Below are 25,982 nucleotides of genomic sequence, written 5' to 3'. Positions count from 1 at the left end.
TTAATCTCGGAGACTGCTAATTATTAAAAGAATTCAAGCGCTGACGTGCTGTGATTTTCCATACATCTAATTCTGGCAGTCTCCAATATACTCCTTGAGGTTTTTTGCCACTGCGATCGCATTTCAAAAAATCCTCATAATAAACTAACGCCTCTGGCATATTTCCTTGAGTCTCTTTCACTTGCGCCAAAATATAATAAGTTGGGGGATGAAGATTATTTAGCTCTAGCGATTTCAAAATCTGTACCTCAGCTTCATCATAGCGATTTTTGAGAAAGTAAGCCCAACCAATGTTTTTGTGTAAAGCCGCTAGCACTAACTCATCTTTAACTTGCTCTAAAATCGGCATTATCAGAGTAATTGCTGCGTCTAAATTTTCCGAAATAATTTCCAAACGAGCTAAATTACTAATAGCTGCATAAGCCCCTCGGTTATTAAATCCAGCAGCGATTTGATAGTGAATTCGGGCTTTTTCTAAATCTTGCAACTGTTCGTAAGTAGCGCCTAAGTTATAGTGAGATGCTGCTAAATCAGGGTTAAATCTGATAGCTTGAATTAAGTAAGATTTCGCCGTTTGAAACTCCCCCGCTAAATATTTTTTATGTCCGAGTTGATTGAAATATTTAGCTATTAATTGATGCGTCATGTATTGTTTGATTTCTCGCCCCAAAATAAAACCATCTTCAATTTTTCCTAAAAATGCTTGTTTGATGAGTGACTCTAAAGCAGAGGGCAATTCGGATATTTCTACAACACCAGCTAGATTTGATTTCAAATCATTAATAGAAACTGGTTTACTTTTTAAGGCTAACCAACAAATTAGGTAATTTTCCGACTCGGTTAAATCGGCATTAATTTTCTGCAAGTAATCTCGGAGAATTTGCTGGACAACTAAGGTAGTTTGCTGGATAAATTGGGTGAGATTACCGGAAAACAGGTCAGCAAAGTTAGCGGTAACTATCTTTAAAAGTAAGGGATTGCCACCGTAGATTTGAATCAGTTCGTCAAAAAGACTGGAGTCGGAGCCACTAGAAAACCTTTTGGCTGAATAGATAATTTTTTGGGCGCTTTCTTCGTCTAAGCCATTGAGTTGTAATACTTTAAGTGTGGTGGAGAAGCTATTACTGGTGAAGACTTCTGCCGTAATTCTGAGTTTTTTACAGTAACAAAAAATGAATATAGGTTTCCTGATTTTGGATATGAATGGAAGGATTTGTCTGATATAGAGCAAGATCAAGTTAGGAAGGCTGCTGATATACCATCAGAAGAACAAAATTTCGATTGGTTTTTAATTTTTCGTACAAACAAAACCAATTTAATTATTTATTTACCTAACGGAGAGGGGAACTATAAGCAATACCCAGTAAATCGTGAAAAAATAAACTTATTTTCTAAAATTTTACCCAAACCTTTCCGTATAGACTCAAAAGTAGCGCTTCCAGATAGCGTACCAATTGAGCGTATAAGAGTACAAGCCAAAGGTCAAAAGCAAAGCGGTCGAGTAACTACTCTACTTGAACAATGGCAAAGAGAAGAGATTGACAAAATACTTGATATCATTGCTACTGGTGAGTCCTCATTGACAAGCCAAAAAGGTATTGACACTGGATGGCGTACAAAGGAAGATGGGCATAAAGTACGAGCGTCAGCCCCTACTGAATTCTTAAAAATTCCTATTGAACTTGAGAATGAGGTTCAAACAATTAACACCCTAATAACGCTTTTGAAAAATAATGGCATGAGTAGAGATGAAGTCAAAAGGAGAGAGCAAGAGTTTGATCTAGCTTACAAACTTATTTGTGAGGTTGCTAATGTTGACCCAGAATTTTTATTAGAACTTACTAATAACTTGTTGAAAGCTGGAAAAGAGGGATACAGTGGAGCTATCATTGATCGAATTAACAAAAATTTAGAAGAAAATCTTAATTTTCCGAGTTGGTGGGTTCAAGACCGTGATTTTCGTTTGGTAGTGTCAGCTAATAACTACCATTTAAGGTTTGCAATAAGGGATCGGACTGGCACTACATACTCCTTTTCAGAGCGAAGCCAAGGATTGAAGTATTTTTTAAGCTACTATATTCAGTACAAAGCTCATAAACTAGAAAATGAAGCTCCAGAAATTTTGTTGATGGATGAACCCGATGCTTACCTATCAAGCCAAGCACAACAAGATTTACTTAAAATCTTTAAAGCTTTCGCAGATGGTAAAGATGGTAAGCCTCCAGTTCAGGTAGTTTATGTCACTCACTCTCCCTTTCTTATCGACAAAAACCATGCTGAACGTATTCGCGTTTTAGAGAAAGGAGTGGAAGACGAAGGAACAAGAGTAGTAGAAGATGCAGCAAAAAATCATTATGAACCATTGAGATCCGCTTTTGGAGCTTTTGTAGGAGAAACTGCCTTCATTGGTAATTGTAACTTAATGGTAGAAGGTCTTTCTGAACAAATACTAATTGCAGGAGCTGCTGCACATTTAAACTCTTGTCGTGATGTATCAGAATTGGAAACGCCGGATTTAAATCCCCTGGATTTGAATCACCTCACTATAATTCCAGCCGGGGTAGCATCAAATATACCTTATTTGGTTTACTTAGCCCTTGGTCAAAATATAGAGCAGCAACCAGCAATGATTTTACTCTTAAACAGCAATCGTGAAAGTTATGAAGCAAGAAATAATCTTCCCAAAAATGAGAATGAAAAACCTTTATTAAGTGAGGAATTTATCCTACAAATTAAGGAGTGGTCTAATGAATATACGCTTACATCCTCTAAAGAAACGATACCAATTGAATTAGAAGACCTTATACCATTACCAATATGTGTAGTAGCTGCACGCAGCTACGCAAAGGTTTTTCATGCAAATAAGAGTAGTATTGAAAGTATTACTGAAGATGCTATCAATGCTAAATTAATAGAGAATATAACCGTTTTTAAAGCAATCGAAGCTTGCTTTAAAGAACAGAATCTTCAAATCGACAAAGTTGGTTTTGCCAGAAGTGTAATCGATACTATCCAGCAGAACAATGCAATCAATGGCATTGAAGAATTTCAGAATAATTTTAAAGCTCTTTTTAAATGTCTTAATGAAATGAAGATTGCTGCATTGCAAAAATTTAACGATAAGCGTATTTCAGAGAAAATACGTCAGCTTAAAGCAACCTTCTTCCGCGATTATCCCAAGTCAGCAAGGCACATAGATGCAGCGGAGCTTTTTATAAAAATGGAAAATATATTGGATGACAGTCCAGCTGGTATTGAAGCTAAAAAAGGTATTCAAAAACTCCGAGATCAATACAAGCTTGATTTAGAACCAACTGAAACAATTGCTGACTACAAAAAGTTTGAGAGAGAAGTCAATAAGATCCACTATAAAGGACGGAATGACAAAAACTCCCTCAATCAAAACGCAACCGAAGTGTCTCTTGCAAGTAATCAGTTTAAAAATAGCTCGACTAAATCTAGCACAAGACACAAGCAAAATTCATCTAAAGGTTTTAATACTAAAAGTTAATTTACTTAGAAGTAAGTAAATTACCTAGCATGACTTTTTCGCAGAAATAAATTTTGTTATATGCGCTTGCTCAAATAAAACAGGAGAAACAATTGATTAAATTTGTTGGACAAGTCAAACTACGTAACCGCCGCCGTGTTTATTATCAAGAAAATTTTTACCGAGTAGAGCAAGTTAATCCAAATAGAGAACAAGTAACTTACTCTTATGATATTCCTGACAAAGCTGTGGAGTATCTACATAACAAATTAAAAGGTTATAAAGTTACCAAAGAAGATGCTTCTACTGTTCTCAAACCAGTCGCTAAAAACTTGAATCTTCCCTATACATACGGTTGGAAACTTGACTATTATGCTCAGGAAACATTAATAGTCTTAGTAGCATTAGGCAAAGCCCGTTTAAGTCAAGAAGGCCGAGGTTATTTTTACACCATTGCCTATTCCTAATATTCAATAATTGACTTTTAATTTTGTTGACTAAGTACAGGACTCAATAAAAAAGATTTCTCAAATTCACATGAGTCCTGTCGCTATTTTACTTTCAAACAGCCAAAAAATGAAATCTAATTCAGTTACTCAAATCAGCGGTACTTCCGGTCAATTTGTCGGCGTAGTTGCTGTGCAAACCAGTGGCAGCTTAACTATCAAAATTGTCGGTGATACCCTACAAACTAAATCTGAAGAATTTTTCGGATTAGAAACTAAAGAAATTGTCGTTCCCATTCAAGATGTCAAAGGAGTTGAAATTGGAGAAGGCTGTACTTGGTGGCTATTTTGGTTAGGAATCTTTACCCTCTGGTTCTTCATTGGCATTATCTTTATTGTTTTAGCCTTTGTTATTAAACAGCGCTATATTGCCATTTACACCACCAGAACCAATGTAATTTTGTTTTATAAAAAATCGGAACGAGTAGATCAATTTAGAAACGCCGTTCTAGAAGCTTGTCGTCCCAAACCTACCTACATTCCTCGACCTTCTCAGTCTCCCCCACCACCACCTTCTTTGCCAAAATGATTAACACTTAGCTAAATTTACTAACTTCAATTCTTACCACTTCACATTCCCTAAAAAGATGTCCGATTCAAAAATCTCCGAACAACTAGATTACCCATTTTTACTACTAACACATATAATCTGTGCCGACCAACAAATTCACAGTGAAGAGTCGAAAGCTTTACGGGAACTAGCAACTAAAACCCAAGCTGGACAACGCACGCTCTTAGAAATGGAAAAAATACTCGCTCAAGATGAACAACAAATATCTATAACAGAAATAGCACTTCAAGTGCCTCGAAGTCAGCAAGCTGAAGCAATGCGACAAATTCTAGCACTCGCATATATTGATGGTTTCTTTTCACCATTAGAACGGGAAATGGTGGAAAAAGTAGCGCAGCATTGGAAATGGTCTAAAAAGAAATTACAGCAGCTAATTGAAGAAGCAGAAGGCTTTACAACTAACCGTTCTATCAACGAAGAAAACGAACCCTCACAACTGTCTTTCGGTGCGCGTCTCCTCAAAGGAACCGAATCTCTGTTGTCATGCACACTAGTAGATAACTTAGCAAAAATTGCCCCCGAAAACGTAGGACGTAGAATTGAGGAACTGCGAAAAGAAATATTATTAGCTGGGCCAGAATATGATGAAGCTATTGAGCGATGTGCCACCATTGCTAACGAAGATTACAAATTCGCAGAAGTAGCTTTAAAAGCAGCTTCTTCAGCACTTTATAACTTAGGAAAAGGCATTCAAAACGAACTACAAACACTCCAAACAAAAACCAGCGGTAATAGTCAAGCCAAAAGTGCAGCAGAAGTAGCCAAACAACTCGAAACTACCAGAAAAGCTCTCACAGCCGAAATTATTAAAGAGATTGAAACTGTACGCGAATCACTTGCTGCCAAACAACGCGCTCTTAACCATTTCAGCATCGCTTTTATGGGTAAAACCAAAGCTGGTAAAAGCACCCTCCATGCCATTATTACAGGTGAAGGTTGGGATGCCATTGGTGTAGGTAAGCAACGCACGACTCGTTTTAATCGAGTCTATGAATGGAAGAATATTCGTATTATTGATACCCCTGGTATTGGTGCTCCTGGTGGCAAAACTGATGAAGAAATTGCCCAAAGCGTGATTGAAGAATCTGATGTAGTTTGTTATGTGGTAACGAATGACAGTATTCAAGAAACTGAATTTGGTTTCTTGCGATTGCTGAAAGAAAAAGCTAAACCATTAATTGTTCTGCTGAATATCAAAAATAATTTACGCGATACTCGACGGTTGGACTATTTCTTAAAAGATCCAGATAAACAGTTTACTATAGATGGTAAAAGTGGTATTGGCGGACATATTGAACGTATTCATCGTTATGCCAAAGAGCATTATGCTAATGACTACTTTTCCATTGTTCCCGTAATGCTTTTGGCTGCACAAATGTCACGGGAATCAGAACATCAACAGCAAAAAGATAAGCTTTTCAAAGCAAGCAGAATGCAGGATTTCCTCGACTCTATTCGCTTGTCTTTAGTTGAGTATGGAGTAATTAGGCGATCGCAAACCTTACTTGGTTCTACAGTTGGTGCGCTCGACAATCCTTACCAATGGGTATCACAACAGGCAGAAGTTTATCAAAAATTAACCGACACGCTCAAAAACAAGCGCGAAACTATCCAAAAAAACATCAAAAAAGCAGAAAAAGATTCTATCGAGTCTTTACGGCATCAGATAGAAGCTGTTTTTCAAGATGCTTTCAATGCCATACCCTACTTTGCAGAAGACTACTGGGAATCTAGCGAGGAAGGTTTGAAGCAGGGGTGGAATAGAAAATTTAAGAACATAAAGTTTGAGGAGCGTATTGATACAGCTTATAAAGAAGTTGGACAAAATTTTAACAAAAAAGTTGCAGAAGTAATTGAAGAGATTGGGAAGGAATTACAACTTATTGCTCAACTAGGCGGGGGCAATTTTAATTTTACCACCCAAGATTCAGATACCTTTATGCGTCATTTTATGAGAATTGGAGGAAGCCTTTTAACATTATTTGGTGGTCTACTACAATTTACTCCCTTTGCTCCTATCGGCTGGGTATTTATTGGAGTAGGTATCGTTGCTAATATGGTTTCAAATTTCTTTAAATCTAAACATAAAAAGCGACTATCTGCTTTATCGATGCTAAAGACTACTGCGAAGGTGTGGTTGTCGGGCCAATTCTGGGAGTTTTTTCAGTAGCTATGGATATTCATGCCGTGAAAAAAGAAGAAGAGTTGGACAAGAAATTGGCTGAAGCTCGCCAGGAAATTACTAGTCAGTTTATCTCAATTGCTAAACACCTCGAAAGTCAAATTGAAACCCAACTTTTTGAAGTTGAAGCTAAAATTTATGGTGACGTTGAGAAGAAAATTTCTTTGGCTCGTCAGAAAGAAGAATTAGCGATCGCTTCGGCAAACAAATGGGTAAAAAATCTGCTAACTATTCGTCAAGATTTTGAGCGGATTTTGCGGTTAATAAATAAATTAGGAAATGTAGTTTAACCTCGAAATAGCAAAACATAGCTTTTCCTAAATGCTGGAAAAGCTATGTTTGATGAGAAATAAAAATTTCCTCAAAACATCGCCTCCAAGAGTTTCAACCCTATCTGCTTATTCAAAGATTCATTATCTTGGGGACAAGAATGCAGATAAAGACACCTGGGACAACCAGCTTCACAATTGCAATTACGAGCTAGAGATGCTGCACTTTGAGCAAACTTTTCCAACTGGTGAAACACTGCTTCACTACATCCATTACCATCAGCTACAGCATCATAAAAATAGCCAATCGTTTCTGTTGATTCTGTCACCAAATAATTCAAATCTAAACTAGAACTCAGAATCACCAATGGTACAGCAAAGATAATTTGATGTCCGATGCTATGCAGTGCAATGCTAGTCGGGGATGCCGTCCATAATGGTGCATAAGCTGCGGGAACTTCTGGTAATTCTCGCCCTATTTTTGTTTGCAAATGCTGCACCTCTCGTGCCATGATACTAGCACCTGCTGCATTGATTTGTACTTGCACCACAGATATAATGCAGTAGCATTACTTGTGAGACAAGATTCCAGAATTGGAATATTAAAACACCAAGTTTTTCCACTAGCTGTTGGTGTCAAAATACAGATATTTTTTCCCTGACGCACCGCTTGTAATGACTCTAATTGATGGGAATAAATTTGCTCGATTCCCACAGCTTTTAATGAATTAGAAAGTGCAATTGGTAAATCATCTGGAATAGGATACAGTGTACCATCAATAGGGGGAATGGTTTCTGTATAAGCAATAGTTTCTGCTAATCCCAAACCAATTTCTTCAAAACCTGCACCCAAGAATGGTTGTGGTGATTCAGAACTTGGCATTAATTCTTGAGATGCGATTGCTGATACCCAGTTCAAAGAAATTGGTTGATTTTCTTTCCTAAAATTAGCAACTAATTGACTACCAATAATTCCGACAACTTCTCCTAATCCATGTTTAGTAGAATAAATTGATTTCCCGGTTGCCAACCAATCTGGGGGATGGAGATGTTCTTTACTTGCTTTTATTAATGCAGCATAGTTGGGGATTGAATTGGAATTCATGAAGACAAAATCCTAACTGAATATTTCTCCCTCCTGATGCCGTTAGGCAGAAATATTAGAAAAAGCCAGGAATCTTTCGTTTATAAAAGAGCTAATTGCAAATGCTTATATTGGGGTGTTTTTTGTTTCAGCCATTCCATGTAAAGTTTATCAGGTATTGATAGCAACATTGAGCACACCTTTACATAGTACACAGTACCTCTGAGAAATAAGAAAAACACCTGGCCAAAAGTTTAGGTTTATTCCCCAACTTAGGGTTAAGGTTAGAACTAACCTTTTTTAGAGGCTCAGAACTCAACAATGGGTTAGCTCCTTTCTTCTGTTTACCTCATAGAGTGATTTTATAGAGACGTACACAAATAATCACAAGCTTGTTGGTTGTTTTGAAACTTGAAGAACCTAACTCAATGCCGAGAATGGGATGCCAAAAATAATTCCGCCTGCATATTTGAGCGAAATTGCACCCATTGATAAGTAGCAGGAAATTTATTCCTTAACATTGAAATCCAAAGAAAGATAAACCCCAACTTGTATTTTTGGAGTGACAATATGACTCGTAATATTTACGCACTTCTTGTTGGCATTGATGATTATCCTAATGAAGTAGGCAAGCTAGAGGGATGTGTTAACGACATTCGAGCAATCGAACACTATCTAAAAACGAGAGTTGAGGAACCGGAGAAGCGGTTGCAGATCAGATGTTTAATTAATCAACAAGCTACCCGACAGGCAGTTATTGACGGCTTTGAAAAACACCTAAGTCAGGCTGATAAAGATGATGTTGTACTATTCTACTATAGTGGGCATGGTTCGCAGGAACCTACACCCCCAGAATTCTCTTATTCAGAGCGAGACGGTAAACTTGAAACACTTGTGTGTTGGGATAGCCGTACCAGTGCTAGGGATTTAGCCAATAAGGAATTGCGCTACCTGATTGCTAAAGTTGCTGAACACAATCCACACATTCTCTTAGTACTGGATTGCTGCCATTCTGGTTCTGGTTCAAGAGATGTTGAACAGAAGCAGAAACTTCGCCATACTCCCGCATACAAGCAGGCTAGAAAGATTAACGAATTTATTTTTGCTGATGATGCAGCAGTCCTTTCACAAAAGCACGGAGATGGCTGGGACTTGCCAGAGGGACGACATATACTGTTAGCAGCTTGCCAGGATCGCGAAAGAGCAAGTGAATATTCTGGTGATGGTCAAACCAGAGGTGCTTTTTCTTACTTTTTGTTGGATGCGTTGAACAAAGCTGGTAGCAACCTCTCCTACCGCGAATTTTTCAAGGAAGTCAGTTCCCGTGTCCGTAGCCGGATCAAAGATCAAACTCCGCGATTAGAAGCTAATCATGCCGAAGATTTAGACAATCTTTCATTTCTGGGTGGCTCAGACATTATTAAGCCCCGAGAGCTTTTCTTTACCTTGCGTCATAACGGCGATAATTGGGAGATTGATGGGGGAGCAGTACATGGTTTACCAAAAGTTAGCAGTATTCCTATTAAACTTGCACTTTATTCTCAACGCAGTACTTTAGAGCAAATACGACAACTGTCTGAGCCAGATGGTGAAGTTGAAGTTATTGATGTGCTACCAGATAAGAGTATTGTCAAGTTCACCAAAGAGCCTACAAACCTGACAGAAGATACCATACTAAAAGCGATCGCTATCACTCTGCCGCCTCCAACCATAGGGATTTATCTGGAAGGAGATCCAGCACCATTAGAACTAGTACGGCAACAACTTCAAAAGGTGGGTCCTGGCGAGAAACCCTCACTTTATATTCGGGAAGAACATGAACTGACTAAAGCTCAGTATTGTCTTTTGACAAAGGATGGGCGGTATGTAATTACCAAACCATCAGACGATCGCCCATTAGTAGAACCCCTTAAAGGATACGATAAAACCTTTAGGGCTGTAAAAAATTTGGAACACATCGCCCGCTGGACAACAACGATTGATTTGGCTAATCCTGAAAGCCAAATTCCGGCTAATGCGGTTAAGGTTCAGATCTACCGTAATGGCAAGGAGGTTCAAGACTCTCATCTGCGGCTGAAGTATGAGTACAAAAACGGTAAATGGCAGCAACCGACATTCCAGGTTAAGCTGACTAACACCTACGATCAACGGCTCTTCTGCGCCATTCTGGATGTAGCGGAAGACTATTCTGTGAGCGTACCACGTTTGTTCCCTCAAGGCGAACTGGCTCAGAATGGTGGTTTGTGGATTGAACCAAAACAAGAGGTTTGGGCAGGTATTTGGAATGGCAACCGTAAAATGCAAGATCATATTCCTGCGAGCGTACCAGACGAAATTTGGAAACAAGGAGTTACAGAATATCAGGATGTCTTCAAGCTGATCATCAGTACAGCAGAGTTTGATGCCACCCTTCTTTGTCAGGATGATTTGTCGTCCTCCAATGTTGAGCTGAGTGGTGGGAGACGAGAACTCCCAAGTCGCCTCAATACGCTTAATTTGTTGATGTACCAAATTCAGTCCCGACAATTTGGTGTGGTTAAGGAGATTGATGATTGGGTAACCAGCCAATTTAGCATCACGACAGTTCGACCGAAAGATGCTGTTTCACTTAATCACCAAGTTCCTACTGACCTCTCCTTTGGAGTAACTATTCTGCCCCACTCCGGTTTACGTGCAAATGTTCGCCTATCCTCTGTTCCACCATCAACGCGAGATATAGGCAATCCTACTTTGCCTTTAATTTTGGGTGACTACACGCAGCCCTTCCAGTTCACCGCTAGCCGAGGGGTTGATTCAGGATTAAGCGTGCTGGAGTTGCAGGTGAATGACAATGATAGTATTGGGACTGTGACTCCCGAAAACCCATTGGTTCTGTCTGTTAATAAATCCATTACACAGGATGAATACATACTTCCAGTTGCTCACGATGGGAAGTTCTGGCTGCCTTTAGGACAGGGGAAAGGAAAAGATGGTAACACTGAGATTCGGATAGAACGACTACCGACACTAGATAATGAGCAAATATCAGGCGAAAAGAAGCGCAGCCTCGGTGGTTCAATCCTAATTTACTTCCAAAAAATAATATATGAGAACCTGGGACATGATTCTCCCTACCCCAAGCTGAGAGTTGCCCGTGTTGCTGAGGATGGAACTATCAACTACGAAGAAGACCATCAGCAAATCAAAGTAGCAGTACAGAAAGCCCAACGCATTGTTATTTATATTCACGGTATCATCGGCGATACGGAAAGTATGGTGCCAAGTGTACGACAAGCCAAAGTGAAAGTGAATGGGCAATCCAAATCTCTAGCTGAGATTTATGATTTGGTGCTGACGTTTGATTATGAGAGTTTGAATACACCAATTAAAGAGCTTGGTAAGCAACTCAGGGATAAACTGGCTGCGGTTGGTCTGACACCCAATCATGGTAAGACATTGCATATTATAGCTCACTCAATGGGTGGACTGGTCTCCCGCAGCTTTATTGAGCAGTCGCAGGGTAATCAAGTTGTACAACATTTAATTATGTTGGGAACTCCTAATGCTGGCTCCCCTTGGTCTGCGGTGCAAGATTTGGCTACTTTTGCACTTGGGATTGTATTGAATCCGCTGTCTTCTGTGATACCTCCTGCGAAATTGCTGGGGGATCTGGTTGCATTGATTGAGAAGATTGATATCAATTTGGATGAGATGCACCCTACCAAATCCCAATTTCTTAAAGAGTTGAAAGACTGTGCTGATCCGCAGTGTCCCTACAGTATTATCGCTGGAAATACTTCTCTGATTTCGGAACAAAAAGAAGCAATTAATCAACTTTACGCGGCTCTTAAGAAAACTTGGCATCGAGCCATTGAATTTCCTTTTATGGGGGAGGTTAATGATATTGCCGTAACTGTGAAGAGCATTATCAATGTACCACAGGAGCGATCGCCAGAGGCTTACATTCAGGATCAAGTTGCTTGCAATCATTTATTATACTTCCGACATCCGGCTGGTTTAGATGCCTTAGCAAGGGCTGTGGCTCGAGCTTTTCCTGACTATTCTGGTTCGACAACTCTTTCAAAAACGCCTCTCTCTCCTCCCCCTATTGCTCCAGGGGATAATCCAAACCCAGGCAAGGAAAACACTTCACTACAACCGCAATCACCTCAGCCACCAGAGGAGCCTTTAACAAGTCAATCGACTAAGAGAGCAATCTCAGACATTACCGCTCCATCAACTTCTAAATCAGAATCAGGTTTTGAGAACAGCTATGCTGTGGTTATTGGTATTAATGATTACCACTCAGGAATTCCACCACTCCGAACCGCAGTTAACGATGCGAAGAAAATCGCTGAAATTTTGGAGAGCGAACATGAATATACGCTGATTTCGCCATCAAAGTCAGCCAGCGGGGTTGAAAACAAGGCATGGCTAGATGGGGATGCAACCCGAAAAAACCTCAAAGCTTTGCTGGAGACTCTCGAAAAAACGGTTGGTTCAGATGACCGCCTTCTGTTCTATTTTGCAGGACACGGCATTGCTATCAACAGCGAGGACGGTCCACAGGGTTTTCTAATTCCGCAGGATGCAGAACTTGGGAATACTAAGAAATATCTACCCATGAGCGAGTTGAGGACAGTGTTAGCAGAACTGCCCTGCCGCCACTGTTTGATTATTTTGGACTGCTGCTATTCAGGCGCATTCCGGTGGTCTAGTACACGGCAGTTCGGTCATGTCAGGGAGATTTTCAAAGATAATTATGACTTGTTTATTCACGACCCAGCATGGCAAGTTATCACTTCTTCAGCACACGATCAGAAGGCTGCTGATGAGATGGTGCTGGAGAATAATCGCGATTCTGAAGCCGATTCGCACTCCCCCTTTGCCAATGCTTTGATCAATGGATTAAAAAATGGGACTGCCGATACGTATCCGCCAGCTAAAGATGACAAACCACAAGGGGATGGAATCATTACTGCTGATGAACTGTATCAGTATGTGCGATACCAGATTGAGTTAGAAACGGCTCAACGCAACAAACGTCAGACTCCTGGGTTATGGATAGTAGATGAAAAACACGACAAGGGCGTGTACGTCTTTCTCACAAAACACTTCGACAAAACAAAACTGCCTCCTGCTCCAACTCTGGAGGATACCAAAGAAAGCAATCCCTACCGAGGCTTAGAATCCTACGAGGAAGAGCATAGCCAACTGTTCTTTGGGAGAACTAAGTTAATTGAAGAACTTTGCGATCGCGTGTGCGAACGTCCCCTAACCGTTGTTTTGGGTGCGTCCGGTTCTGGTAAGTCAAGTCTAGTCAAAGCAGGTTTGATTCCCCATCTCAAGCGATCGCCAGAAGAAGCACAGCAGTTGCAGGTATTGGTATCAACTCAAGACAATCAAAACCATCGCCACAAACATGAAAAGTGGAATGATACTCCGATTCTGATTAATCCTGGAACGTCACCTGTAACAGCATGGGAAAATGCACTCAAAGAGAAAAACTTGGATAGCATCCCTGCTCAAACAAAATTTCTGTTAGTCATTGACCAGTTTGAAGAGTTAGTGACCCAGTGCCGCGAGCAGGATGAGCGAGAGAAGTTTCTGCAAAAACTAGCCGAGCTGCTAAAAAAATATTCAGATAGATTACGTATTGTTCTAACGTTGCGGTCAGACTTTGAATCCCAGTTGAGAGACAGCATTGAAACTGAACTCAAAAAGCATAAAAATCTGCCGCTACTGAATGCTCAACTTTCAAGTCAGTCGCAAGATGTTCAAGAAAAACTCAAAGATGAGGAACGTATTTGGAATGCAGCACGATTTATTGTACCGCCCATGACGCGGGAGGAGTTGCAAGAAGCGATTGAGGCTCCTGCTGCGACCAAAGCTATTCTATTCGACTCGCAACAACAGAACAACCGTACCCTGGTTCAGCAACTAATTCATGAAGTTGCAGATATGCCAGGAGCATTACCATTACTATCATTTGCCTTGAGTGAACTTTATCGCAAGCTAGCCCAGCGATTTATAGATGCGCTGAAGAACCATACGACTCCCGATCGCACGATCACTTGGGATGACTATAACGAGATTGGAGGCGTAACCAGATCCCTAACGCGCAGAGCAACTGAAGAATACGATAAGCTGGCAAAAGATGATAAAGATCAACTACTGGAAGAATCGGAAGCACAAGCTCGTAAAAGGATATTACGCTGGGTGATGCTGCGAATGGTGGCTTTCGATAGCGGTGAGATAGCGAGGAGACGGGTACTGGTTTTAGAGCTAGAGTATCCTGATCCACAAGATAACAAGCGATGCACAGAAGTAATCAAGCGCTTCTCGGATGCTCGGTTATTAGTGCAAGGCAAAAATCTCCAAGGTCAAGACTATGTTGAGCCTGCTCATGATGCTTTAGTCCGTGAATGGGAAAAAGTTAGAGTTTGGTTAGATGGGGCGAAAGAGCAATCCGATGAAACGGAAGAAAAAACCAATTCAAGCTTGCAGTCTCAGAAAAAACAGGGATTTGGGTGGAAGCTACTTAGCATTGGAGATATGTTTCGACGGAACAAGCAATCAAAGCAGAAGCTGGAGAAATTCCAGCTTGACTTGCAACGAGACTTGACCGATGCTTCTAACCGATGGCAGGACGTTAGAAAAGCTAAACAAGCCAAATTAGCTTCTCAGCCAGGTAGATCGGTAAACAGACAAGAAAATACGAAAACTAGCGAGAAACAAAATATACAGGCCATTAACAGAAATTTTCAGAAATTAGATTTCATTTCAGGTGGCAAAAGGGTTGCCAGATCATTTTCGGAGATATCACAGTGGCTCTGGTGGGACGATCCGCGCTTGCCGTTAGCTAAAGAGATTCACGAGTCAAGTGACAACTGGTTAAACGCAGTTGAGACTTACTTTTTGCAGGAAAGCATCACTACCAGGGGAACCAGAAGCACATTCTGGCAAATGGTCAGATGGGGAGTGACAATTGTATTGGCTATTGCGGCACTTGTGGCTTGGTATGGTCAAGAGCAGGCAAAGATACAGCAAATACGTGCCTTACGACAATCCTCAGAAGCAAACTTGCGGTTAAATCAAAATTTGGATGCGTTGATGGCAAGCTTACAAGCAGGCAAAGTCTTAAAGGAGAGTTGGCTCCTGCCGCTTTTATCATTATTCAAACAAGATGGTCAGCTTAAAAATGAAGTAACGGAAACTCTACAAAAGGCAGTGTATTCAGTAAGAGAACGCAACCGCTTGAAACATTCAGAGCAAGCTGGCAAGGTCACAATCCGTTTTAGCCCGGATGGTCAGCTAATAGCTACAGCAGGAGATGACGGCAGTATAGCCTTGTGGAACTTACAGGGGAAGCAATTGAAAAAATGGCAAGGGGAGGAAGGTCAAATTAAACAAATTAAGAGTATTGATTTTAGTCATAAAAATCAGTTATTAGCAACTGCAGGAGACAAAGGCATAGTTCGCTTGTGGAACTTTGAAGGACAGGAATTAGACCAGTGGGATGCCAAGATTGGTTGGATTCAAAGTATTAGTTTCAGCAAAGATGGACGACTATTGGCGATCGCTGGAGGAGGCGGTACGGTTATCTGGAACTTGCAGGATAAGTCATCGGTAAAATTAAAAGAGAAAAGTCAGATTTTGAGTGTAAATTTTAGTCAGGATAGTCAATTTGTGGCTACTGCTGGAGGTGCTGGAACAGTCAGCGTCTGGAACTTAAAAGGTAAGAAATTGCAAGAGTCGAAAAATTATCGAGTTCCACTCAGGAGTGTTAGTTTTAGCCCTGATAGCCAGTTTGTGGCTGTTACCGGAGATTGGGACGTAGCTCATTTATGGAACTGGAAACAGGGATCTGATTCAGAGCAAAAATTGCCGAAATCGGGAGGGCTATGGGGAGGGTGGAGTATTAGTTTTGGTCCTGCAAATAGTCAATACTTAGCTATCGCTCGCAATAATGGTTTTGTCTACCTTTTTGATTGGAAAGAATCGGACGTGCAAGCAAATGAGAAAGATATTCTAAGAAGTTCAGATTCTCTCCACGATATCAGTTTTAGTCCAGAAGGTAACCTACTAGCTACAGCAGGAGATAACGGTAATATAGCTTTGTGGAACCTACAACCTGGTCAGCAGTTGGTGGAATTAAAAGCTAATCAAGACAAGGTAAAAAGTGTTACTTTTAGTTCAAATGGTCAGACATTAGCAACCACAACAGATAGCGGTACTGTCCGTTGGTGGACTTTGCAGGGTGAAGTGATAGAAGATAGGAGAGAAGACGTTCCCCCGACTGATGATAGTTGCAACTTGAAAGAGAGGGGGCTGAAAGTGATAAAAGGTCTAGATAAAGCCTTTGTGCGTGACTTAGAGAACAATCTTCTTGCAGAAACATCAAAAGAGCATATAAACGGACTCACCAGTATCAGTTGTACCGTTGATGGTAAGCTATTAGCAACTGTTGGATCTGACTATAAGGTTCGCCTTTGGGACTTGTCGAATTTGTCATCCAAAGAACACAGTCCACAATCTCTAACTCCAGTTAAGGAATGGACAGGGGATTCAGACGTGATCGATTTTGTGCAGTTTAGCCAAGATGGTAAACAACTGGCCATAGGAGGTCGTGCTCATGGAAAAGGGAGGGTTCGTCTGTGGAACTTAGAAGGTAAGGCTCAGGCAACTTGGGAAACGGATCAAGGTCTAATTAAAAGTATTAGTTTTAGCCAAGATGGAAAGCTATTGGCTACTGTAGGAGAGCGAGGAAATCCTAAGTTACTACCAATTGAATCATTCGATAAGTTGATGGAGCGAAGTTGTAATTGGGTACGTGAATATCTAGCAACACTTGATGAAAAAAATAGCGATCGCCATCTGTGCGACGGAATTAATCAGTCTGAAATCAATCAGCCTCAAGAACGTGGGGAAATCAGCATTGGTAACAAAATCTTACTTCCATCTCTTACAAATCCTGACAAACAAGCTGGGGTAAAGGCGATCGCTTTTAATAAGAAAATCTTACTTCGCTCCATTACAAATCCTGACAAGCAAGCTGGAGTAAAGGCGATCGCCTCTCGTGACTTTGATACCGCTACCGAACGACTAAAGGCTTCTTTATTAAGCAACCCCAACGATCCAGAAACCCGAATTTACCTGAATAATGCTGAAATTGGGAGCCAGGAATCCTACACCATTGCAGTCTCGGTTCCCCTAAACGATCTCAACATTTCCCTAGAAATTCTCCGGGGTGTTGCTCAAGCTCAAGAACTTTATAACAAATGGGTAGGAACGACTGGAGGTAGAGAAGTACCATTCAAAGTGTTAATTGCAGACGATCGCAACAAGCCAGAAGTTGCTCAAGCGATCGCCAAACAGCTTGCCGACAATCCCAATGTGCTTGGAGTTGTAGGGCATTTTTCTAGCGATGTTACTAGAGAAGCAGCCAAGATTTATAACGATAGAAAATTAGTGGCAATTTCTCCAGTTAGCACTTCTGTTGAATTATCAAATGATGTTCTTGGAAGATACGTTTTTCGTACTGTCCCGAGTGACAAAGTAGCTGCAAAGAGGTTAGCCGAGTATATGTTGAAGTCGCTCAATAAGACAAAAGCTGTTGTGTTTTATAACCAGCAAAGCGAGTATAGCAAATCTCTTAGTTCTGAGTTTGAATCTGCTGTTACTTCAAAAAATGGGCAAGTAAAGCTAATAGACTTATCAGATTCTAATTTTATGGCAGATCAAGTGGTTGAAAGGTCAATTCAGCAAGGTGCTGAAGTATTGGTATTAATGCCAAGTATCGAAAAACTCGACAAAGCTCTTGAAGTTATAAAAGCAAACAAAAACAAACTTCCGCTTTTAGCAGGAGATGATGTGTATGGCCCTGTAGTTTTAGAAAAAGCTGGAAAGGAGGCAAACGGGATGGTGGTTGGTATTCCCTGGCATATTGGAGCAAACCGAAATACAGAATTTTCAACTACTTCTACCAGGCTTTGGAAAGGAGATGTTAACTGGCGCACAGCGATGGCTTATGACGCAGCTAAAGCTTTGATTGCAGCAATTAGAAAAGAACCTACCCGCGAAGGAGTAGCGAAAATGATTCGTTCAGAAAGTTTTACTGCTAATGGTTCTAGCCAGAACGTGGCATTTCTACCATCAGGCGATCGCAAGGATAGTAAGATTCAACTAGTTAAAGTCAAATCTAATCCCCCATCTTGTCCTTACAAGTACATATTTGTTCCTGAACCACTGCCACAAAATAACAATCCATCGAGTTCTTGCCACTAATACTGATGGTTAAAATACGGTAGAGCAGCCTGCCGAGCGAAGTTCTATCTTAAGACTCTAAAAAAGAGCGATCGCACTCCCAATTATAGGGCTGACATCCCTCTACCTGAAAAAGCAAACTTATGCTAAGTTCGTGCGAATAGGTAAATACTTGTCATTAATATCTCGTAAACAAAAAATACACTTTCATATTAAGACAAGTATCTACCTGGAGACAGATTTAGCCGCATCTGCTTTTTCAGGAGAACAGCCGCAATATGCTCAGTATTCCAGGTGTTGAAGTCAAAACTCGCATCTACGAAAGTGCTAATTCTTTAGTTTTCCGCGCCATCCGACAGTCAGATAACGAACCAGTTATCCTGAAAATCCTCAAAGAAAATTATCCCACACCACAAGAACTAGCACGCTACCGCACCGAATATCAAATTACTCAATCCTTGAATTTTTCTGGTTGCATCAAAGCTTATGACTTAAAGCCTTACCAAAACACCCTCGTCATGTTTGTTGAAGATTTTGGGGGGGAATCATTAAAAATTTGGATGAAACAGAAAAAGTTTAGTTTAGAAGAATTTTTACGAATAGCGATCGCCACCACCGAAAGTCTAGCATTTCTCCACGCCGCCAACATCATCCACAAAGATATTAACCCCTCAAATATCGTTTTTAATCCAGCTACCGGACAACTAAAACTGATCGACTTTGGCATTTCTACAAAATTTACACGAGAAAACCCCACCCTGAAAAATCCCAACATTTTAGAAGGAACTCTCCCCTATATGTCGCCAGAACAAACTGGCAGAATGAATCGCAGTTTAGACTACCGTACCGATTTTTACTCCCTGGGTATCACCTTTTACGAACTGCTCGCTTACCAACTACCTTTCGACAGCACTGATGCACTAGAATTAGTTCATTGTCACATTGCTAAACAGCCATTATCGCCATCAGAAATTAACTCAGAAATTCCCCAAATCCTGTCGGAGATTGTAATGAAATTGATGGCAAAGAATGCCGAGGAACGTTACCAAAGTGCATTCGGAATTAAAGCCGACCTAGAAAAATGCTTAAATCAATTAAATAACACTCAAAATATATCGAAATTTCCCCTAGCCAGTCAAGATATTTCCGATAAATTTCAAATACCACAAAAACTTTATGGCAGAGAGCGAGAAATTGAAACTCTTTTAAATGCTTTCGAGCAAGTTTCATCCCAAAGTCAACTATTTTTAATTGCAGGTTATTCAGGCATTGGAAAATCAGCCCTCGTTCAAGAAATCTATAAACCAATTACTCAAAAGCGCGGCTGTTTTATTTCTGGCAAATTTGACCAATATCAACGCAATATCCCCTACAGTGACGTTGTCAATGCTTTTCGAGATTTAGTCAAACAGTTATTAGCTGAAAACACAGTAAAACTAAAAGAATGGCAGGAAAAATTATTAACAGCTTTAGGTGTAAATGGGCAAGTCATAATTGATGTAATTCCTGAAGTAGAATTAATTATAGGCAAGCAACCAGTCTTACCAGAAGTAGGGATAAGTGAGAGCCAAAATCGCTTTAAATTAGTCTTTCAGAGTTTTATTAAAGTCTTTATTAACTCAGAACATCCTCTCACCGTATTTCTAGACGATTTACAGTGGGCTGATGGAGCATCTCTAAAGCTTATGGAATTGCTGATGAGTGGTACGACACCTGGTTTATTTTTAATCGGCGCGTATCGAGATAACGAAGTTTCTCCTGCTCATCCATTGAGCTTGACAATTGAGGAAATTATTAAAACAGGAGCCAGTGTCAATCGCATTTTTTTGTCACCTTTGGATTTATCCATCGTCACTCAATTGATTTCAGATACCCTCAATTGCGGTGAAAATGAAGTTAATTCTTTGGCTAAATTAGTGTTTGCCAAAACTGGGGGTAATCCTTTCTTTATGAATGAGTTTCTTAACTCGCTTTATAAAGAAAGGCTGTTTAACTTTAACTTAAATTCTTGGAAATGGGAGTGGAATATAGAGCAACTACAAGAAAAAGACTTTACTGATAATGTAGTTGACTTGATGGTACTCAAAATTCAAAATCTGCCAGAGAATACCCAAGAAACGCTAAAAATAGCCGCCTGTACGGGCAATCGATTTGAACTGCGATCGCTAGCCTCAATTTGTCAAAAATCCCTGCAAGAAACGGTAGAAAACTTACACGCAGCTATTGTAGAAAATCTAGTCGTGCCACTCGGTAATATGGGGGATGTGGAATTAGCACTTGCGGAAAAATCACCCAGTACCCAATCCCTAGAATACAAGTTTATACATGACAAAATTCAACAAGCAGCTTATTCCCTAATAGCCGAACAGGATAAGCCATTTGTGCATAGACAAATTGGGCAAATGCTGCTGCAAAATACTCCTTCCGACAAGCGAGAAGAAAAAATTTTTGACATTGTTAATCAACTGAATTTCGCCACCTCGTTAATTACCAAGCAATCAGAAAGAGATGAACTGGCGCAATTAAACTTGATTGCAGGCAAGAAAGCGAAAATATCAGCGGCGTATCAGCCAGCACTGAATTATTTACAAACTGGGATAGAACTGTTAGCAACCGATAGCTGGCAGCAACAGTATCATCTCATCCTTTCACTGTACGAAAAAGCTGCCGAAGCCGCCTATCTTAACAATAAGTTGACTTTGATGGAAAAATTTATCGAGGTGGTTCTGTCAAAAGCTAAAACAGTGTTAGACAAAGTGAAAGTGTATGAAATCAAAATTCAAGCTTGTAACGCCCAGAATAAATTTACTGAATCGATTGATATTGCCTTAGAAGTTTTGAATTTGCTGGGGGTAAGGTTGCCCAAACAACCAAGCAAGTCCGATGTTTGGTGGAGACTGCTGCGGACAAAGCTAATAATAGGGCGAAGATCGATCGCCAGTTTGGTTGATTTGCCGATAATGACCGCCCCTCACCCTAAAGCACGGATGCGGATTTTGAATGCCATTATTTCTGCTAGCTATTCCACCTCATTTTTGCTGTTCTCATTGATTGTATTTGAACAGGTCAACTTATCAATCAAGTGGGGGAATGCACCTGAATCGGCTTATGCTTGTTACAGTGGTTATGCCATAATTCTCTGTGCCTCTGTCGGAGATATTGAGGCTGGCTATCAATTCGGTCAACTCGCCTTGAACTTACTCGCTTCACTTAATGCCAAAGAAATTCAAGCAAAGACATACATGATAGTAAATGGCGTAATTAAACACTGGATAGAGCCTGTAAAAGAAACTTTAAAACCCTTATTGGAAAGTTACGTAGTTGGACTGGAAACAGGAGATTTGGAATACGCTGCCTATTCTGCTCATCAATACTGCTACCATGCTTTTTTTAGCGGTTCGGAATTAGTGCAACTAGAGTCAGAAATGGCTGACTATGCTCAGGTTATGCGTCAAATAGGACAAGAAAGAACTATTGAGTTGCAAGAGTTATTCCATCAAGCTGTCCTGAATTTGCTCGACAAAACCGAAAATCTCTATGATTTGGTCGGCAATGCTTACGACGAAAAGGTGATGTTACCTGAGCTTAAAAGCAGAAACGATCGTACTGCAATTTGCTATCTGTATTTCATTAAATTGATGCTTTGCTTCTTGTTTGGCGATGTAAAACGGGCGATCGCAAATGCTGAACTCGCGGAACAATACCTAGATGGTATCGCAGCCCTTCTCTTAGTTGCCCATTTCTATTTTTATAATTCCCTAGCACGTCTGGCAATGGCTACCGAGGTTGAAAAATCAGAGCGAAAACGCCCGATCCAGAAGGTGATTTCCAACCAGAAAAAGATGCAGAAATGGGCCCATCATGCCCCGATTAATAATTTGCATAAATATCTGCTTGTGGAAGCTGAACTTTGTCGGGTTATTGGCAAAGATAGGCAAGCAATGAATTATTACGATCGCGCTATTTCCCTGGCTAAAGAAAACGAGTATATCAATGAAGCGGCCCTCGCTTACGAACTAGCAGCAAAGTTCTATTTATCCAGAAATAAAGAACTAACAGCTAAGGCTTATATGCAGGAAGCTCGTTATTACTATCAACTTTGGGGTGCGGCGGCTAAAGTCAAACATTTGGAAACACAATATCCCCAACTGTTTGCCATTAATCAGCAGATAAATAAAGAAATTTCAACCACTACATCAACTACTGGTAATCGTTCGAGTTCTTCTTTAGATATTGATACTGTAATGAAGGCTTCCGAAGCAATTTCGGGCGAAATAGTTCTCGACAAGCTGCTGTCTAAATTAATGAAGATTTTAATGGAAAATGTCGGCGCTCAAGTTGGTTATTTAATCTTAGAAAAACAAGGGAAATTACTGATTGAAGCTGAAGGAATTTTAGGTAATGAAGAGGTAGCTGTATTACAATCTATTCCCGTTGAAGGTTGCCAAAAACTAGCAGAATCGATTATCTGTTATGTTACCAGAACTAAAGAAAAGGTGGTAATAAATGATGCTACCTGTGAAGGACAATTTACCAACGATCCTTATATTAAAAACACACAACCAAAATCTATTTTATGTGCAGCTTTTTTGAATCAAGGAAAACTAAGTGCAATTGTTTATTTAGAAAATCGGGTGACAACACAAGCATTTACTCCCGAACGTTTAGAAATTTTGCAATTATTGTCTGGACAAGCTGCGATCGCCATTACCAATGCTACACTTTACTCTGAAGTTAAAGAGCGGGAAAACCGATTAACTCAATTTATTAATGCCATGCCAATTGGGGTTACTGTACATGATACCACCGGACAAATCATTTACGCCAATCAAACTGCACACCAACTCAGTGGAATCAACATTATTCCCGAAGTAAATACTCAAGGATTAGCAGAAACTTGTCAACTGTATCTAGCAGGAACTAATCAATTATACCCGACTGCAAAGCTACCATTTGTTCGCTCTTTAGCGGGAGAGACTGTTAAAATTGAGGATATGGACTTTCACCGAACTGATAAGATTCTTTCTTTAGAAGTTTCCAGTACGCCAGTTGTTGACGAAACAGGTAAAATTAATTATGTAATCGCTGCATTTCAAGATATCACCGAACGGAAACAAGCAGAAAAACTTTTAGCTGATTATAACCGCACTTTAGAGCAACAAGTAAGCGATCGCACCTGCGAATTACAAAGAGAAATTATCGAGCGAAAACGAGCCGAAGAAGCAGCTGAAACAGCGAACAAAGCTAAAAGTATTTTCTTAGCAAATATGAGCCATGAACTGCGAACACCTCTGAATGCAATCATCGGCTTTTCCCAATTAATGAATCGTCCTTTATCCCTCTCTCCACAATATCAAGAATACTTAGATATCATTTCCCGTAATGGAGAACATTTACTTGTCTTGATTAATCAAGTATTAGATTTATCTAAAATTGAAGCCGGATATGCAACATTAAACAAGACAAATTTTGATTTTCACCGCCTGCTCAACGAACTCGAAAATATGTTTCAATATCAGGCTGAGAATAAAGGATTACAATTGTTAATAGAATGTAGTCAAAATGTTCCCCAGTACCTTAGAACTGATGCAACTAAATTACGCCAAGTTTTAATTAATTTAATTTCTAATGCAATTAAATTTACCTCTATAGGTAAAGTTTGGATAAGGATTAAAACCGAAGAACTAACTCAAAGAATTTATTTTGAAATAGAAGATACTGGTGAAGGAATTGCTGAAGATGAATTAGAGAAATTATTTGCCGCTTTCGTGCAAACAAAAACAGGTGAAAAATCTCAACAAGGAACGGGTTTAGGATTAACAATAGCCCGCGCTTTTGTCCGGTTAATGGGTGGTGAAATCACTGTTACATCCCAAGTAGGGCGCGGTAGTTTGTTTAAATTTGATATTAAAGCTAAAGCAGTAGAAACTGCTGATTATCAACAGGAACAGGCTAGTCGTAGAGCGATCGCACTAGCACCCAATCAGCCTCGCTATCGCATTTTAATTGTAGACGATGCTGCTGATAATCGCCAGCTGTTAGTTCAACTACTTTCTCCTTTCAGTTTTGAAGTTTTAGAAGCTGCAAATGGGGGAGAAGCAATCAAAATGTGGCAGGAATATTCGCCACACTTAATTTTTATGGATATGCGGATGCCAGTAATGGATGGATACGAAGCAGCTAAACAAATTAAAAATACCATTAATGGTCAAGCTACAGCAATAATTGCTGTCACTGCAAGTAGTTTTGAAGAAGAGAAAGCCCCAATCTTTTCTAGCGGTTGTGATGATTTTATCTGCAAACCATTTAGAGAGGAACATATTTTTGAACTTTTGCAAAAGCATATCGGCGTACAGTTCATTTTTGAATTAGTTAGTACATCTGTTAACCATGAAAAGATATTGACAAAATCTAACTTAGCTGGATTACCCTCCGATTTCTTGCTTAATCTTCAGCAAGCAATTACTAATCTCGACTTAGAACGAATCCAAACTGTTATTGGTAAAATTCGGAAGATTGATCGACAATTAGCCAGCAAAATTGAGGCGAGTGTGGAAAACTTCCAGTATGAACAACTATTAGATTTAATAGCTCGTTTGGAACAGAAAGATGAATAATGAAAACAACCAAGAGACTATTTTAATTGTTGACGACAGTCCTGATAATTTGAAGCTTTTAAGTGGAATATTATCCCGGGCTAAATACAAAATTCATCTGGCTCCTAGTGGTAAATTAGCTCTCAACTTTATCCAGTCTAATTTGCCTGATTTAATCTTACTAGATATTAGGATGCCACAAATGGATGGTTATACAGTTTGTGAACAATTAAAAACTTCTCAACAAACTCATGATATCCCCGTAATTTTTATCAGTGCTTTGCAAGATGTATTGGATAAAGTAAAAGCATTTTCGCTAGGAGGTGTAGACTACATTACTAAACCCTTTCAAGAACAAGAAGTTTTAATTCGAGTCGAAAATCAATTGCGTCTGAAGAGGCTTTCCCAACAACTCATTGACCAAAATATCTTGCAAGAACGCAATCGAATGGCGCGAGAGATTCACGATACTTTAGCGCAATCTTTTACAGGAATTATTGTGCATTTAAAAGCATCAGAACGAGCCATAATGATAGATACAAAACAAGTGCTTTCGCATATTCAAACAGCACAGGAATTAGCGAGAATTGGACTAGCTGAAGCGCGGCGATCGGTAGAAGCTTTACGCCCACAACTGTTAGAAAGTGGGAACTTATATACTGCACTGTTGCAAATTATTACACAAATGTCGTCAAATACGGAAACAGGTACCGAGGTTGCAGTAATCGGTACAGCATATTCTCTCCCATTAGAAGTAGAAAATAATCTAATGCGAATTGGACAGGAAGCACTAACAAATGCTTTTAAATATGCCAAAGCAAGTACAATCCGAATCGAGTTAATTTATGAAGTAGCACAGTTTATTTTCAAGGTGAAAGATAATGGACAAGGATTCGATCTGGATACTATTTATTTTAGTAATGGTTTCGGGTTTTTGGGGATGAGGGAAAGAGCCGATCGCATTAACGCAGAATTAACTATCACCAGCAAAGTTGGACAAGGAACAGAAATTATGGTTTCTGTTAAACTCAATTAATTT

At 39.9% G+C, this 25,982-nt stretch carries 11 protein-coding genes; 8 read left to right on the top strand and 3 right to left on the bottom strand.

Going from position 1 to position 25,982, the window contains the following annotated elements:
- Nucleotides 1-16 precede the first annotated feature (16 nt).
- Complete coding sequence (locus tag ACE1CC_RS00210) at nucleotides 17-1,231, bottom strand: tetratricopeptide repeat protein (protein WP_413268460.1); 1,215 nt, start codon at nucleotides 1,229-1,231, stop codon at nucleotides 17-19.
- Between ACE1CC_RS00210 and ACE1CC_RS00205 the strand changes: the two genes are divergently transcribed.
- The 5 genes from ACE1CC_RS00205 to ACE1CC_RS00185 all read left to right on the top strand — a co-directional run bounded on the left by ACE1CC_RS00205 (nucleotide 1,214) and on the right by ACE1CC_RS00185 (nucleotide 7,039).
- Nucleotides 1,214-3,511 (top strand): ATP-dependent nuclease, encoded by a 2,298-nt coding sequence (locus tag ACE1CC_RS00205; protein WP_413268459.1) that lies wholly within the window; start codon nucleotides 1,214-1,216, stop codon nucleotides 3,509-3,511. The genes ACE1CC_RS00210 and ACE1CC_RS00205 overlap by 18 nt on opposite strands.
- A gap of 92 nt (nucleotides 3,512-3,603) precedes the next feature.
- A complete protein-coding gene (locus tag ACE1CC_RS00200) occupies nucleotides 3,604-3,957 on the top strand; it encodes a hypothetical protein (RefSeq protein WP_413268458.1) in 354 nt (117 codons plus the stop codon).
- Nucleotides 3,958-4,066: 109 nt separating this feature from the next.
- On the top strand, nucleotides 4,067-4,525 hold the full coding sequence (locus tag ACE1CC_RS00195; protein WP_413268457.1) for a hypothetical protein: 459 nt from the start codon (nucleotides 4,067-4,069) through the stop codon (nucleotides 4,523-4,525).
- 58 nt (nucleotides 4,526-4,583) lie between these two features.
- A complete protein-coding gene (locus ACE1CC_RS00190) occupies nucleotides 4,584-6,737 on the top strand; it encodes a GTPase (RefSeq protein ID WP_413268456.1) in 2,154 nt (717 codons plus the stop codon).
- 2 nt (nucleotides 6,738-6,739) lie between these two features.
- Complete coding sequence (locus ACE1CC_RS00185; protein ID WP_413268455.1) at nucleotides 6,740-7,039, top strand: hypothetical protein; 300 nt, start codon at nucleotides 6,740-6,742, stop codon at nucleotides 7,037-7,039.
- Between the two features lie 71 nt (nucleotides 7,040-7,110).
- Here ACE1CC_RS00185 and ACE1CC_RS00180 read toward each other — a convergent pair whose 3' ends face one another.
- Both ACE1CC_RS00180 and ACE1CC_RS00175 read right to left on the bottom strand, forming a co-directional pair.
- Nucleotides 7,111-7,530, bottom strand: coding sequence for a Zn-binding domain-containing protein (locus ACE1CC_RS00180; RefSeq protein ID WP_413268454.1), 420 nt, complete (start codon nucleotides 7,528-7,530; stop codon nucleotides 7,111-7,113).
- Nucleotides 7,494-8,123 carry a DEAD/DEAH box helicase gene (locus ACE1CC_RS00175; RefSeq protein ID WP_413268453.1) on the bottom strand — a complete coding sequence of 210 codons (630 nt, stop codon included), beginning with the start codon at nucleotides 8,121-8,123 and terminating at the stop codon, nucleotides 7,494-7,496. The genes ACE1CC_RS00180 and ACE1CC_RS00175 overlap by 37 nt, the downstream gene beginning before the upstream one ends.
- Before the next feature lie 549 nt (nucleotides 8,124-8,672).
- Between ACE1CC_RS00175 and ACE1CC_RS00170 the strand changes: the two genes are divergently transcribed.
- The 3 genes from ACE1CC_RS00170 (at nucleotide 8,673) to ACE1CC_RS00160 (ending at nucleotide 25,979) form a co-directional block, all read left to right on the top strand.
- A complete protein-coding gene (locus tag ACE1CC_RS00170; RefSeq protein WP_413268452.1) occupies nucleotides 8,673-18,368 on the top strand; it encodes an nSTAND1 domain-containing NTPase in 9,696 nt (3,231 codons plus the stop codon).
- Nucleotides 18,369-18,625: 257 nt separating this feature from the next.
- Nucleotides 18,626-24,964, top strand: a complete 6,339-nt coding sequence (locus ACE1CC_RS00165) for an AAA family ATPase (RefSeq protein ID WP_413268451.1) — start codon at nucleotides 18,626-18,628, stop codon at nucleotides 24,962-24,964.
- Nucleotides 24,957-25,979, top strand: a complete 1,023-nt coding sequence (locus tag ACE1CC_RS00160) for an ATP-binding response regulator (RefSeq protein WP_413268450.1) — start codon at nucleotides 24,957-24,959, stop codon at nucleotides 25,977-25,979. The genes ACE1CC_RS00165 and ACE1CC_RS00160 overlap by 8 nt, the downstream gene beginning before the upstream one ends.
- Nucleotides 25,980-25,982: the final 3 nt, after the last annotated feature.

Source organism: Floridaenema aerugineum BLCC-F46, assembly GCF_041929345.1.
Classification (GTDB): domain Bacteria; phylum Cyanobacteriota; class Cyanobacteriia; order Cyanobacteriales; family Aerosakkonemataceae; genus Floridanema; species Floridanema aerugineum.
Note: the sequence above shows the minus strand (reverse complement) of the source record. Positions and strands in the feature narration are given on the sequence as shown.